We start from the raw sequence: 14,549 nt of genomic DNA on the forward strand, positions 1-14,549 counted from the left end.
TCGGAAAAGCCCTCATTCCTTGACGCAATCGACGGTGTAGTGCCGCCCATTGCCCTCATCTTCGTGTTGCAGACCGTGCACATCGACCACGAACCCCGGAAACGTTGTGTCGAACGTGCGGGCAAACCTGAGGTATTCGATGATCGAGCGCGTGGATTCGGTAAACCGTTCGCCGGGCATGATCAGCGGAATGCCTGGCGGGTACGGCACCAGCATCACCGCCGCCACCCGGCCTTCCAGCTCATCGATCGGCACCGCCTCGACTTCGCCGCGCACCAATTGATCGTAAGCGTGGGCCGGTTTCATCGCGATGTCCGGCAGCACCGTGTACATGCGCTTGAGGTGTCTGGCGGTGGCGTTGCTGCGATAGCAGGCGTGAAGCTGATCGCACAAATCGCGCAGGCCCATGCCGCGATAGCGCACAGGATCTTCCTGGGCCACACACTTCAGGCAGGTGTCGAGACTGACGTTGGCGTCGTAGCTGCGCTTGAACTCCAGCAGTTCGGTCAGCAGCGTGCTCCACTTGCCCTTGGTGATGCCCATGGAGAACAGCACCAGAAATGAATACAGACCGGTTTTCTCCACCACCAGCCCGCGCTCCCAGAGGAAACGGCTGACCACGGCCGCCGGGATGCCCTTGTCGCTCAAAGCGCCGCCGGCGGTCAGGCCCGGCATGACCAGGGTGACCTTGATCGGGTCGAGCAGTACGTAGTCGTCGCTGACCTCGCCGAAACCGTGCCAGTCCGCATCGGGTTGCAGCAGCCAGTCCTCGGTCTGCACCCGGTCGATGCCTTCGACGCCCGGCGGCTGCCAGATCGAAAACCACCAGTCGTCGGCGGCAATGTGCTGGCGCAGATTGGCCAAGGCCCGGCGAAAGCTCAGGGCTTCGTCGAAGGTTTCCTGCAGCAGCGAGCGTCCGGCCGGGCCTTCCATCATCGCCGAGGCGACGTCCAGCGAAGCAATGATGCTGTACTGCGGCGACGTCGAGATGTGCATCATGAACGCTTCGTTGAACCGGTCGCGATCCAGCTGCCGCGCGCCGCCGTCCTGCACATGAATCATCGAGGCCTGGCTGAACGCCGCCAGCAGTTTGTGGGTGGAATGGGTGGTGAACACCAGCGGACTGTCCTCGCTGCGCGAGGTGGCCATGCCGTAACGGCCGGCAAAAAATTCGTGAAACGCCGCATAGGCGTACCAGGCTTCGTCGAAATGCAGGACTTCGACGCTGTTGCCCAGACTCTGCTTGATCAGTTCGGCGTTGTAGCAGAGGCCGTCGTAGGTGGAGTTGGTGATCACCGCCAGTTTGACTTTCGGCTCGCGGCCCTCGGTCAAAGGGCTGGCGTCGATCTTGGCCTGGATCGATTCGCGGCTGAATTCACTGAGCGGGATCGGCCCGATGATCCCCAGCTCGTTGCGCTCCGGGCACAGGTACAGCGGAATCGCGCCGGTCATGATGATCGCGTGCAGCACCGACTTGTGGCAGTTGCGATCCACCAGCACCAGATCATCGCGCCCGACCATCGAGTGCCAGACGATCTTGTTGGCGGTCGAGGTGCCATTGATCACGAAAAAGGTGTGATCCGCGCCGAAATTGCGCGCGGCCCGCGCTTCCGCCTCGGCCAGCGGCCCGGTGTGATCGAGCAAGGAACCCAGCTCCGGCACCGAGACCGATAAATCGGAGCGCAGGGTGTTTTCCCCGAAGAACTGATGAAACGCCTGCCCCACCGGACTCTTGTGATAGGCCACCCCGCCGCCGTGACCGGGGGTGTGCCAGGAATAGTTGGAATCGGCGGTGTGCTGGACCAGCGCCTTGAAGAATGGCGGCAACAGGCCGTCCAGGTATTTGCGCGCTGCCCGCGCCACTTGTCGGGCGAGAAACGGCACGGTGTCTTCGAACAGGTAGAGAATGCCGCGTAACTGGTTGAGTTCGGCCATCGCATCGGCCGGGGCGTTTTCCAGGGTTACTTGCTCGCCGAGTGCAAAGATCGGCAGATCCGGCGCCCGCACCCGGGCCAGACCGATCAGTTCGGCCATGTTCTGCAACAGATGGGAGTTGGTGCTGGCGTCTTCCGCGGCGATCAGCATGCACGCCAGACCATGGTGGGTCGACGCCACGAGCCGGCCTTCGGTGTAGTCGGTGGCCGAAACGATACTGAAACCTTCCAGCTCCAGCTCTCGGGCAATGCCGCGGATGCGGTCACCGGCAACCGTGTCGGCCTTGATGTCGCGGTGGACGATCAACACCGGGAACTTCAAATCTTTGTACATGAGGCTCAGTGTCCTGAGGCGGCGGAGAGTGATCTGCCAATGTCCTCAGGTTAGAGGGTCGGAGCCGATGTGGCGAGGGTGGCCAGTTGTCAGTACTGCCAAAAACAAAGGATCGCCTGAACACGGCCTGGATGTTCGGGCGATCCTTTTTTGCCTTACGCCTGAGCTTCGGCTTCCAGCAACTGAGTCCACAGCGCGGGGGCGCCAGCTGACTTGGCGATGATTTCCAGGCGCACCTGGTGCTCGGCCAGCTCGGCTTCAGTGGCGCGAATGATTCGCCCCGGCTGACGATCTGCCGGCAGACGGCGGATTTCGGTGGCGGAGTTGTCCGCGCCCTCGCCCGTGCCATTGCCGTCGGAAGCGTTGCCGGCCAGCGACAGGCTGGTCTGGCCACCGGTCATGGTCAGGTAGACGTCGGCGAGAATCTCCGAGTCGAGCAAGGCGCCGTGCAGCTCACGACCGGAGTTGTCGACGCCGTAGCGTTTACACAGGGCATCGAGGCTGTTGCGCTGACCCGGGTGACGTTCCCGGGCCATCATCAGGGTGTCGAGGATCGTGCAGTGCTGCGTGATGTCCGCGCGATCATGCTGGCCCATCAGGGCGAATTCGTTGTTGATGAAGCCAACGTCGAACGCCGCGTTATGGATGATCAGTTGCGCGCCGTTGATGAACTCGAAGAACTCGTCGGCCACTTCGGCGAAGCGCGGCTTGCCGACCAGGAATTCGTTGGTGATGCCATGAACGGCAATCGCGCCTTCGTCACTCTCGCGATCCGGTTGCAGATAAACGTGAAAGTGCCGGCCCGTCAGACGTCGACCGATCAACTCGACACAACCGATTTCGATAATCCGGTGGCCGTCGGTCACCGGCATGCCGGTGGTTTCGGTATCGAGTACAACGGATCTGGTGGCCATCAGTGTTCAGCTCTCAACGGGGTCAATCGTGCAAAAGCGGCGATGTTAACACGCTCGCCGGGAGTGTTTCAGCGAGAAGGATTCAGCTCTGCTTGTAACCGCGAACTTCATCCACCCCACGGTTGGCCAACTGGTCGGCGCGTTCGTTGCCGTGGTGGCCGATGTGGCCGCGGACCCATTTCCAGGTGACTTTGTGGCGGTTGACCTGCTCGTCGAGCGCTTTCCACAGATCGGCGTTTTTCACCGGCTCCTTGGCAGCGGTTTTCCAGCCGCGTTTCTTCCAGTTGGCCATCCATTCGTTGATGCCCTTCATCACGTATTGCGAGTCAGTCACCAGCAGCACTTCGCACGGACGCTTGAGGGCTTCCAGGCCGCGAATCGCGCCGAGCAGTTCCATGCGGTTGTTGGTGGTGTTGGCTTCGCCGCCCCACAGTTCCTTTTCAACACCCTTGCACACCAGCAAGGCGCCCCAGCCGCCGGGGCCGGGGTTGCCTTTACAGGCGCCGTCAGTGAACAGTTCTACGCTATCGACGCTTTCGCTCATGCCAGTCTATCCAGAAAAAATGCGTGGCCTCGCCGATCACGGATCGACGATGGCCAAGGCCGGGATATACCCGGCCATGAATAAAAGAAGGTTTACGGTTCGATGCGTCGGCGGTTGACCTTGGCCATCGGCAGCGGAATCAGCTTGCCCATCGGCTCGCGGCGTTCCTGACGCACCGGACGCAGGCCGACCACAATCTTGCGTGCGACCAGTAAATAGAAACCGCCGCCGGACAATTGCCAGTCACCGGCCTTGCGCTCCCAACCGGCCAGACGGGCCTGCCACTTGGGTGAAGCGAGCGGCGGACGATAGCACCCGAAGCGGCGTTTCTCCAGCGCGAAGCCCAGCAGATTGAGCCAGTCCGCCACCCGCGATGGCGAGATGCAGCGCGCCTGATGCAAGGCGTCATGGGCGAACACGTGGCGCAGCCCCCAGGTGCTCCAGGGGTTGATGCCAACGATCAGCAGATGCCCGCCGGGGCGCACGCTGCTGGCCGCTTCGCGCAGCAAGCCGTGGGGCGACAGGCAGAAATCCAGGCCGTGCTGCAACACCACCACATCGGCGGCGTGCTCGCTCAACGGCCAGGCTTGTTCTTCGCAGACGATTTCCACGCCCGGCAACGGCGCACCGAGCCGCACGTTGCGCTGCACCTGCGGCGCCGACGGCGGTGTTTCGGCGGACGGGCCGTAGTGCACCAGATAGCCGCCGAAGAACCGGCCCAGCTCGTCTTCGAGCATGCGCCGTTCTTCGTCCAGCAGAAATTGCCCGAGGGGGCCGGACAGCCATTCACGGGCTGCACCGATCAGCGCGAGCCAGTCAGGATCGGCCTGAGCGAACGCTTTATCGATCATTGCATTCTCCAACACGCCAGGAACCTCTAAGATGCGCCAATGTTACCCGCTTGGCGAATTCGACGATGATACAGATCAGTGCCCTGCCCGCCTTCACCGACAACTACATCTGGTTGTTACAGGATCATGCCACCCAGCGTTGTGCAGTGGTCGATCCGGGGGATGCCGCCCCGGTGCAGGCGTGGCTCGACGCGCATCCGGGCTGGGTGCTCGGCGACATCCTCATCACTCACCATCACCACGACCATGTCGGCGGCGTCGAGACGCTGAAAAAGGCCACCGGTGCCACGGTCTATGGACCGGCCAGCGAAAACATTCCGGGGCGGGACGTGGCCCTCAAGGACAACGACACGGTGCGCGTGCTCGGCTGGGACTTCGATGTCTATGCCGTTCCCGGCCACACCCTCGGACACATCGCCTACTACCATCACGGCCTGCTGTTTTGCGGTGACACCCTGTTCGCTGCCGGCTGCGGCCGTCTGTTCGAAGGCACGCCGCAACAAATGCACCAGTCGTTGAGCCGTCTGGCGGCGCTGCCGGAAGACACGCTGGTCTACTGCACCCACGAGTACACCCTGAGCAACCTGAAATTCGCTGCTGCCGTGGAGCCGGACAACCGGGACATCGCCGCCCGTCTGGAAAAAGTCACCCGGCAACGTGAGAACGGTGTCATGACCCTGCCCTCGACCCTTGCGCTGGAAAAACTCACAAACCCGTTTTTGCGCACCGGTGAAATATTAGTTACACAAAAAGTGGACGAACGGAACGGCCCTCAGAACCGGGCGCCGAGTGAGGTTTTTGCGGCTCTGCGGGCATGGAAAGATACGTTCTGAGTGGCTCGCCGCCTGGTACAAAAATTCTGAATGGTTGACCGCAGGGGGTGCGCTTTCTAGAATCGCCCGACATTTTTGCCCGGAACTTACTTCCAGCCAATGTCGTCATCCATACGTAAGTCCGTCAATTCAGATGCATTGACCCGCCTGGCGCAAGCCATCGCGGTGGCTGTGTCCGCCACGCTGGCGGGCTGTTCCAGCCATGCTCCGCAGACTGAAGCGACGCATACGCCGAACATTGCTGCGCGAGCCAAGCAGAAGCCCATCTGGCTGTCGGAAAAGCCCAGCCCGCAGGTGCCTCAGGACATCTGGGAGCGCATGCGCAGTGGTTTCCAGCTGCAGGAAGGTCTGGGCGTGAACCCGCGCATCGAGCAACAGCGCCTGTGGTTCGCCAGTAACCCTTCCTTTCTCGAGAACGCCGGCGAACGCGGCAGCCTCTACATTCATTACATCGTCGAGCGCCTCGAAGAACGCAACATGCCGCTGGAACTGGCACTGCTGCCGGTCATCGAAAGCGCCTACAACCCGATGGCCTATTCCCGGGCCGACGCGGTGGGCCTCTGGCAGTTCATCCCGTCCACCGGGCGCTACTTCAACCTGCGCCAGACCCGTTTCTACGATGGCCGTCGCGACATTACCGCGTCGACCACGGCAGCGATGGACTACCTGACCCGCCTGCATGACATGTTCAACGGCGACTGGCTGCTGGCCCTGGCCGCGTACAACGCCGGTGAAGGCACGGTCAGCCGCGCCATCGAGCGCAACGAAAAGCTCGGCCTGCCGACCGACTACTGGAACCTGCCACTGCCGGCGGAAACCCAGGCTTACGTGCCGAAACTGCTGGCGCTCTCGCAAGTGGTGCTGACGCCCGAAGCCTATGGCGTGAACCTCAACCCGATCGCCAACGAACCGTATTTCCAGGTCGTCGAAATCAACCAGCGCATGGACCTGTCCAAGGTCGCAGCGGTGGCCAACATCGACGAAGACGAGTTGTTCCAGCTCAACCCGGCGTTCAAGCAGCGCACCACCATCGACGGCCCGCAGCACCTGCTGGTGCCGACCTCGAAGGCGCAACTGCTGACCGCCAGCCTGCAGACCATGCGCCCTGAAGAGCTGATCAGCCCGCGTTCGCTGAAACCGGTGTTCGAAGGCGCCGATCCAAGCGAAATTGCACAGGCCAAGCGCGCCTATAGGGTCAAGCGTGGCGACAACCTTGGTTCCATCGCCAAGGCCAACAAGGTCGAGGTCAAAGACCTGCAACGCTGGAACAAGCTGACCGGCAAGAACCTCAAGGTCGGCCAGACCCTGGTCATGCAGGACACCACCAGACGCACCCCGGCGCGTAACAGTGGCGGACGCATCAATACGGTTGTCGCGGCCAACAGCAAGACCAGCAGCAAGACCAAAGCCAATGACGACGGCAAGCAACAGACCCAGTACAAGGTCAAACGTGGCGACACGCTGTACGTGGTGGCCAAGCGCTTCAACGTCGAGATGCAACATCTCAAGCGCTGGAATCCGGGCGCCGGCAAGGCGCTCAAGCCTGGGCAGATGCTCACGGTCTACCAGCCGCACTGACAAGGAGCCCCTGAATTTCAGGGGCTTTTTTTCGCCTGTCATTTTTTGATATTTCCGTAGATCGGCGCAGACAGCTCCCACAATTAACCGCGCATTAAGCCCCTGTCTTTTTCCTGTCCATACAAGCTGTTACTGTACGGCCCACAAAGCCCAAGCCGCCTGGATCGGATCTGACTTGAAGCGTCCCCTCCTCCTGCTCCTGATCAGCCTGGCCTTGAGCTCCCCCGTCAGCGCGACGATCACCGAAAGCCACGGTTATGCGCAGTTCGGCACGCTCAAGTACCCGGCCAGATTTACCCACTTCGACTGGGTCAACCCGCAAGCGCCCAAGGGCGGCACCTTGCGGGTGATGGCGTTTGGCACCTTCGATACGCTCAACCCCTACACCTTCAAGGGCACCAGCCCGGTTACCACCCCCAATTTCCTGCAGTACGGCATCAACGAGCTCAACGAGCCACTGATGGTCGGCACCGGGCAATACGCGCCGTCCGGGGACGAACCGGCCTCCAGTTACGGCTTGATCGCCCAATCGGTGGAGTACAGCGAAGATCGCAGTTGGGTGGTGTTCAATCTGCGCCCGCAAGCGCATTTCCACGACGGCACACCGATCACCGCGTACGACGTGGCGTTTTCCTATCGCCTGCTGCTCAAGGAAGGTCACCCGCTGTATCGCACCGCCCTTCAGGAAGTGCTCCGCGTCGATATCCTCAATCCGCAGCGCATCCGTTTCGTACTCAAGCGCAGCGGCAATCCGTTGCTGATCCTGCGCCTCGGCGAATTGCCGGTGCTGCCCCAGCATTACTGGAAGGGCCGCGACTTCAAGGCCACCACCTTCGAGCCGCCGCTGGGCAGCGGGCCGTACCGCATCACCTCGGTCACACCGGGCCGCCAGTTGATTTTCGAGCGGGTCAAGGACTACTGGGGCAAGGACCTGCCGGTCAATCGCGGCAAGTACAACGTCGACCGCATGGAAGTCGAGTTCTACCGCGACAGCGATGTGGCCTTCGAAGCGTTCAAGGCCGGCGAGTTCGACATCTATATCGAGCATCAGGCCAAGAACTGGGCCAACGGCTACAACTTCCCGGCGATCCGTCGCGGCGACGTGATCAAGGCGCAGATCCCGCACCAGATCCCGACCCAGAGCCAGGGGCTGTTCATGAACACCCGACGCCCGGCCTTCGCCGACATCAAGGTGCGCGAAGCCATGGGCCTGATGTTCGACTTCGAATGGACTAACCGCGCGCTGTTCAGCGACGCCTACAAGCGCACCACCAGCTACTACCCCAACAGCGAGTTCAGCGCCGTCGGCCTGCCGGTCGGCCATGAATGGCTGATGCTCAAACCGTACAAGGATCAACTGCCGGCGCGCCTGTTCACCGAACCGTTCACGCTGCCGCAGACCGACGGTCGCGGCATTCCTCGGGAAGCCATGCGCAAGGCCCTGGCGCTGCTGGCCGAGGCTGGCTGGAAGCTCAACGGCCAGCGTCTGCAGAACGCCGCCGGCCAGCCGCTGCGGTTCGAATTGCTGCTGGTCAATCCGAACCTGGAGCGAATCCTCCAGCCGTATATCGAAAACCTCAACAGCATCGGCATCGACGCGCGCCTGCGCACGGTGGATCGCGCCCAATACAAACAGCGTCTGGACCAGTTCGATTTCGACATGATCCTGATGACCCTCAACCAGACGCTCAGCCCGGGGCTGGAACAGTGGCAGTACTTCCACTCCAGCCAGGTCGGGGTCAAGGGCAGCAAGAATTACGCGGGCATCGCCAACCCGGTGGTCGATCATCTGCTCGAGCAACTGCTCGCCGCCCGCACCCGCGATGAACAGGTCGCCGCCGGCAAGGCGCTCGACCGCGTGCTGCTCTGGCAGCACTACAGCATTCCCAACTGGTACCTCAATTATCACCGTCTGGCGTACCGCAACCGGTTCGCCTTCGTCACTACGCCGCCCTACACCCTGGGCCTGAGCGCGTGGTGGCTGAAATCTTCGGAGAAAGATCGATGAAGCCTATCCGCGCCCTGCTTGTGCAGGCCAGCGGTCTGCTGTTCGCCGGGCTGGCCTGTGCCGCCCCGCAACACGCCGTGACCCTGTACAACGAGCCGCCGAAATACCCCGCCGACTTCAAGCACTTCGATTACGTGAACCCCGACGCGCCCAAGGGCGGGATCTTCCGCCAGGCCGGCTTCGGCGGTTTCGACAGCCTCAACCCGTTCATCAGCAAAGGCGTGCCGGCGGACGATATCGGCCTGATCTACGACACCCTGGCCAAACAGGGTCTGGACGAGCCGTTCACCGAATACGGCCTGATCGCCAGCAAGATCGAAAAAGCCCCGGACAACAGCTGGGTACGCTTTTACCTGCGTCCCGAAGCGAAGTTTCACGACGGCCACCCGGTACGCGCTGACGATGTGGTATTCAGCTTCCAGACGCTGACCAAGGAAGGCTCACCGATGTATCGCGGCTACTACGCCGACGTTGAAGAAGTGATCGCCGAAGACCCGCTCAAGGTGCTGTTCAAGTTCAAGCACACCAACAACCGCGAGTTGCCGCTGATCCTCGGTCAGTTGCCGGTGCTGCCGAAGCACTGGTGGGCCGAGCGTGATTTCAACAAGGGCAACCTGGAAATCCCCTTGGGCAGCGGGCCGTACAAGGTCACCCAAGTGAAGGCCGGACGCTCGGTACGTTATGAGCGGGTCAAGGATTACTGGGGCAAGGACCTGCCGGTCAATCGCGGCTTCTACAACTTCGACGTGATGACCACCGACTATTACCGTGACAACACCGTCGCGCTGGAAGCGTTGAAAGCCGGGCAATTCGATTACTGGCTGGAAATGGCCGCGAAAAACTGGGCCAACGCCTACAACGTGCCGGCAGTGACTGAAGGGCGGCTGATCAAGGAACAGATTGCCAACAGCAACCCGACCGGCATGCAGGGCTTCGTCTTCAATTTGCGCCGGCCGGTGTTTCAGGACGTGCGGGTACGCCAGGCCCTCGGCCTGCTGTTCGACTTCGAATGGACCAACAAGCAATTGTTCAACGGCGCTTATGCGCGCACCCGCAGTTACTTCGAAAACTCGGAAATGGCCGCCACCGGCCTGCCTGATGCAGAGCAGGTAGCAATCCTCGATCCATTCCGCAGCCAGCTGCCGGCGCAGGTGTTCAGCGAAGCCTTCGAGAATCCGAAAACCGACGCCAGTGGCATGATCCGCGCACAACAGCGTGAGGCGTATCAGTTGCTGCAAGAGGCCGGCTGGAAAATCGTCGACGACAAAATGGTCGACGCCACCGGCAAACCGGTGGTCATCGAATTCCTCCTGGCGCAGACCGAATTCGAACGCGTGCTGTTGCCGTTCAAGCGCAACCTCAGCGACCTCGGCATCGACCTGGTGATCCGCCGTGTCGACGTCTCGCAATACGTCAATCGCGTGCGTTCGCGGGATTTCGACATGATCGTCGGCAGCTTCCCGCAGTCCAACTCGCCGGGTAACGAACAGCGTGAGTTCTGGATGAGCGCCGCCGCCGACAAGTCCAGCAGCCGCAATTCAATGGGCCTCAAGGACCCGGTGGTCGACCATCTGGTGGAAAACCTGATCAACGCCGATTCGCGCAAAAGCCTGGTGGCCCACGCCCGCGCTCTGGACCGTGTGTTGCAATGGGGCTACTACGTGATCCCCAACTGGCACATCAAGACCTGGCGCGTGGCGTACTGGAACCACATCGGCCACCCTAAAGTCTCCCCCAAGTACGACATCGGCATTAACACCTGGTGGGTCAAACCCGATGCGAAACCTGCGGTAGAAGTCGAAACCCAACTGCAAGCCGACCCTGTGGGCACGGAGTAATCAGATGCTGGCGTACATTTTTCGGCGACTGCTACTGATCATCCCGACCCTGTTCGGCATTCTGCTGATCAACTTCGTGATCATCCAGGCCGCGCCCGGCGGGCCGGTGGAGCAGATGATCGCCAAGCTCGAAGGCTTCGAAGGCGCCACCAGCCGCATCGCCGGCGGCGGTGCCGAGGTGTCGGTGGCCGGCTCCTCCTATCGCGGCGCGCAGGGCCTGGACCCGGCGCTGATCAAGGAAATCGAGAAGATGTACGGGTTCGACAAGTCGGCCCCGGAGCGTCTGTGGATCATGGTCAAGAACTATGCACGGCTGGATTTCGGCGACAGTTTCTTCCGCGACGCCAAGGTCATCGACCTGATCAAGGAGAAAATGCCGGTGTCGATTTCCCTCGGGCTGTGGAGCACGCTGATCATGTACCTGGTGTCGATCCCGCTGGGGATCGCCAAGGCCACGCGGCACGGCAGTCATTTCGACGTCTGGACCAGTTCGGCGATCATCGTCGGTTATGCGATTCCGGCGTTCCTGTTTGCGATTCTGCTGATCGTGGTGTTTGCCGGCGGCAGTTACCTGGACTGGTTTCCTTTACGCGGACTGACGTCGAACAATTTCGATGAGCTGAGCCTGGGCGGCAAGGTTCTCGATTACTTCTGGCACCTGGCGCTGCCGGTAACCGCTCTAGTGATCGGCAACTTCGCGACCATGACCCTGCTGACCAAAAACAGCTTCCTCGACGAAATCAACAAGCAGTACGTGGTCACCGCCAAGGCCAAGGGCCTGACCCGCCACCGCGTGCTCTACGGCCATGTGTTCCGCAATGCGATGCTGCTGGTGATCGCCGGTTTCCCGTCGGCGTTTATCGGCATTTTCTTCACCGGATCGTTGCTGGTGGAAGTGATCTTCTCCCTCGACGGCCTCGGCCTGATGAGTTTCGAAGCGGCGATCAACCGCGATTACCCGGTGGTGTTCGGCACCCTGTTCATCTTCACCCTGCTGGGGCTGGTGGTGAAACTGATCGGCGACCTCACCTATACCCTGGTCGATCCGCGCATCGACTTTGCCAGCCGGGAGCATTGAGATGAACCTGTCCCCTCTCAACCGCCGGCGCTTCGAACTGTTCAAGGCCAACAAGCGTGGCTGGTGGTCGTTGTGGCTGTTTTTGATCCTGTTCGGCCTGAGCCTCGGTGCCGAGCTGATCGCCAACGACAAGCCGCTGGTGGTGCATTACGACAACAACTGGTATTTCCCGGCGATCAAGCGCTACCCGGAAACCACCTTCGGCGGCGAATTCCCGCTGGAAGCCAATTACAAGAGCCCGTACATCCGCGAACTGCTCAAGGCCAAGGACGCATGGGTACTGTGGGCGCCGATTCCGTTCAGCTACCAGAGCATCAACTACGACCTGAAAGTCCCGGCTCCCGCCCCGCCGTCGGCGGACAACCTGTTGGGCACCGACGATCAGGGCCGCGATGTGCTGGCGCGGGTCATCTACGGCTTCCGGGTGTCGGTGCTGTTCGCCCTGACCCTGACCGTGCTCAGCTCGATCATCGGCGTGATCGCCGGTGCCTTGCAGGGCTTCTACGGCGGCTGGGTCGATCTGGCCGGCCAGCGTTTTCTGGAGATCTGGTCGGGCTTGCCGGTGCTGTACCTGCTGATCATCCTCGCCAGTTTCGTCCAGCCGAACTTCTGGTGGCTGCTGGGAATCATGCTGCTGTTTTCCTGGATGAGTCTGGTGGACGTGGTGCGTGCCGAGTTCCTGCGCGGGCGCAACCTCGAATACGTGCGCGCGGCCCGGGCGCTGGGCATGCAGAACGGCGCAATCATGTTCCGCCACATCCTGCCCAACGCCATGGTTTCGACCATGACCTTCATGCCGTTCATCCTGACCGGCGCCATCGGCACCCTCACCGCCCTGGACTTCCTCGGTTTCGGCTTGCCGGCCGGCAGTCCGTCGCTGGGTGAACTGGTGGCCCAGGGCAAATCCAACCTGCAGGCGCCGTGGCTGGGCATGAGTGCGTTTGCGGTGCTGGCGCTGATGTTGAGTCTGCTGGTGTTCATCGGCGAGTCCGCTCGCGATGCCTTCGACCCGAGGAAGTGACATGAATCAGGACAATCTGATCGAAATCCGCGACCTGGCCGTCGAATTCGGTTTCGGCGAGCGTGTGCACCGGGTCGTGGAAGGCGTGAGTTTCGACATCAAGCGCGGTGAAACCCTCGCGTTGGTCGGCGAATCCGGCTCGGGCAAATCGGTGACCGCGCACTCGATCCTGCGCTTGCTGCCCTACCCGCTGGCGCGGCATCCGGCCGGCAGCATCAATTATTCCGGGCAGAACCTGCTGGAACTGGGCGAAAAGACCATCCGTCACATTCGCGGCAACCGGATCGCGATGATCTTTCAGGAGCCGATGACCTCGCTCAACCCGCTGCACTCGATCGAGAAGCAGATCAACGAGGTGCTGGGTATCCACAAGGGCCTGACCGGCAAAGTCGCGACCAAGCGCACGCTGGAGTTGCTGGAGATGGTCGGCATCCCCGAGCCGCACAAGCGCCTCAAGGCCCTGCCCCACGAATTGTCCGGCGGCCAGCGTCAGCGGGTGATGATCGCCATGGCCCTGGCCAACGAGCCGGAACTGCTGATCGCCGACGAACCGACCACTGCGCTGGACGTGACCGTTCAGCTGAAAATCCTCGACCTGCTCAAGGAATTGCAGGCCCGATTAGGCATGGCGCTGTTACTGATCAGTCACGATTTGAACCTCGTGCGAAGAATTGCGCATCGTGTATGTGTCATGCAGCGCGGTTGCATCGTCGAACAGGCATCGTGCGAAGAGCTGTTCCGTTCGCCGCAGCATCCGTACACTCGGGAACTGCTTGGCGCAGAGCCCAGCGGAGGCCCGGCGAGCAATAAAATCGGGGCGCCGCTGCTTGAAGTCGAGGATCTGAAAGTCTGGTTCCCGATCAAGAAAGGCCTGCTCAAGCGCACGGTGGATCACGTCAAGGCAGTGGACGGCATCAATTTCAGCCTGCCTCAGGGTCAGACCCTGGGGATCGTGGGGGAAAGCGGTTCCGGCAAATCCACCCTGGGTCTGGCGATCCTGCGGTTGATCGGCAGCAAAGGTGCGATCCGTTTTGAAGGCAAGCAGCTAGACTGCCTGACGCAAAGCGAAGTCCGGCCGTTGCGCCGGGAGATGCAGGTGGTGTTTCAGGATCCGTTTGGCAGCCTGAGCCCGCGAATGTGCGTGAATGACATCGTTGGTGAAGGCCTGCGGATCCACAAGATGGGCACCGCTGCCGAGCAGGAAGCGGCGATTATTGCGGCATTGAAGGAGGTAGGTCTGGATCCGGAAACCCGGCACCGCTACCCCCACGAATTTTCCGGTGGGCAACGGCAGCGAATTGCCATAGCCCGGGCCTTGGTGCTCAAACCGGCGCTGATCCTGCTGGACGAGCCGACTTCGGCCCTCGACCGGACGGTGCAGCGGCAAGTGGTGGAGCTGTTGCGCTCACTGCAAGCCAAGTACAACCTGACGTATTTGTTCATCAGCCATGACCTGGCTGTCGTCAAAGCGCTGAGCCACCAGCTGATGGTGGTCAAGCATGGCCAAGTGGTCGAACAGGGAGACGCGCAAAGTATCTTTGCCGCCCCCCAACATTCGTATACACAGCAGTTGCTGGAGGCCGCTTTCCTGGCACCAGCCACTGCGCAATAACCTG

General features: G+C 61.4%; 11 protein-coding genes. 7 read left to right on the forward strand and 4 right to left on the reverse strand.

Translation table 11 applies throughout. The annotated features are described in order from the left end of the window. Positions 1-12 precede the first annotated feature (12 nt). The 4 genes from JKA62_RS08795 to JKA62_RS08810 form a co-directional block, all read right to left on the reverse strand. A complete protein-coding gene (locus JKA62_RS08795; RefSeq protein ID WP_201817420.1) occupies positions 13-2,268 on the reverse strand; it encodes an Orn/Lys/Arg decarboxylase N-terminal domain-containing protein in 2,256 nt (751 codons plus the stop codon). A gap of 155 nt (positions 2,269-2,423) precedes the next feature. After that, a complete protein-coding gene (gene dnaQ, locus JKA62_RS08800) occupies positions 2,424-3,182 on the reverse strand; it encodes a DNA polymerase III subunit epsilon (protein ID WP_011333616.1) in 759 nt (252 codons plus the stop codon). Between the two features lie 82 nt (positions 3,183-3,264). Further along, the gene (gene rnhA, locus JKA62_RS08805) at positions 3,265-3,726 is read right to left on the reverse strand and encodes a ribonuclease HI (protein ID WP_011333615.1); all 462 of its coding nucleotides are present in this window, start codon (positions 3,724-3,726) and stop codon (positions 3,265-3,267) included. 92 nt (positions 3,727-3,818) lie between these two features. Further along, complete coding sequence (locus JKA62_RS08810; RefSeq protein ID WP_011333614.1) at positions 3,819-4,577, reverse strand: methyltransferase domain-containing protein; 759 nt, start codon at positions 4,575-4,577, stop codon at positions 3,819-3,821. A gap of 65 nt (positions 4,578-4,642) precedes the next feature. Between JKA62_RS08810 and gloB the strand changes: the two genes are divergently transcribed. The 7 genes from gloB (at position 4,643) to JKA62_RS08845 (ending at position 14,545) form a co-directional block, all read left to right on the forward strand. Then, positions 4,643-5,410: a hydroxyacylglutathione hydrolase gene (gene gloB, locus JKA62_RS08815; protein ID WP_011333613.1), complete on the forward strand. Its 768-nt coding sequence runs from the start codon at positions 4,643-4,645 to the stop codon at positions 5,408-5,410. Between the two features lie 99 nt (positions 5,411-5,509). Continuing rightward, positions 5,510-6,988: a transglycosylase SLT domain-containing protein gene (locus JKA62_RS08820; RefSeq protein WP_011333612.1), complete on the forward strand. Its 1,479-nt coding sequence runs from the start codon at positions 5,510-5,512 to the stop codon at positions 6,986-6,988. A gap of 175 nt (positions 6,989-7,163) precedes the next feature. Further along, positions 7,164-8,996, forward strand: coding sequence for an extracellular solute-binding protein (locus JKA62_RS08825; protein WP_201817422.1), 1,833 nt, complete (start codon positions 7,164-7,166; stop codon positions 8,994-8,996). Next, the gene (locus tag JKA62_RS08830) at positions 8,993-10,834 is read left to right on the forward strand and encodes an extracellular solute-binding protein (RefSeq protein WP_011333610.1); all 1,842 of its coding nucleotides are present in this window, start codon (positions 8,993-8,995) and stop codon (positions 10,832-10,834) included. The genes JKA62_RS08825 and JKA62_RS08830 overlap by 4 nt, the downstream gene beginning before the upstream one ends. 4 nt (positions 10,835-10,838) lie before the next feature. Beyond that, entirely contained in the window at positions 10,839-11,912 is a 1,074-nt protein-coding gene (locus tag JKA62_RS08835; RefSeq protein WP_007956943.1) for a microcin C ABC transporter permease YejB, read from the forward strand. Between the two features lies 1 nt (position 11,913). Continuing rightward, the gene (locus JKA62_RS08840; RefSeq protein WP_007956945.1) at positions 11,914-12,933 is read left to right on the forward strand and encodes an ABC transporter permease; all 1,020 of its coding nucleotides are present in this window, start codon (positions 11,914-11,916) and stop codon (positions 12,931-12,933) included. A gap of 1 nt (position 12,934) precedes the next feature. Next, positions 12,935-14,545, forward strand: a complete 1,611-nt coding sequence (locus JKA62_RS08845; RefSeq protein WP_011333609.1) for an ABC transporter ATP-binding protein — start codon at positions 12,935-12,937, stop codon at positions 14,543-14,545. Positions 14,546-14,549 lie beyond the last annotated feature (4 nt).

Origin of the sequence: Pseudomonas sp. B7 (assembly GCF_016735645.1) — a bacterium.
Classification (GTDB): domain Bacteria; phylum Pseudomonadota; class Gammaproteobacteria; order Pseudomonadales; family Pseudomonadaceae; genus Aquipseudomonas; species Aquipseudomonas glycinae.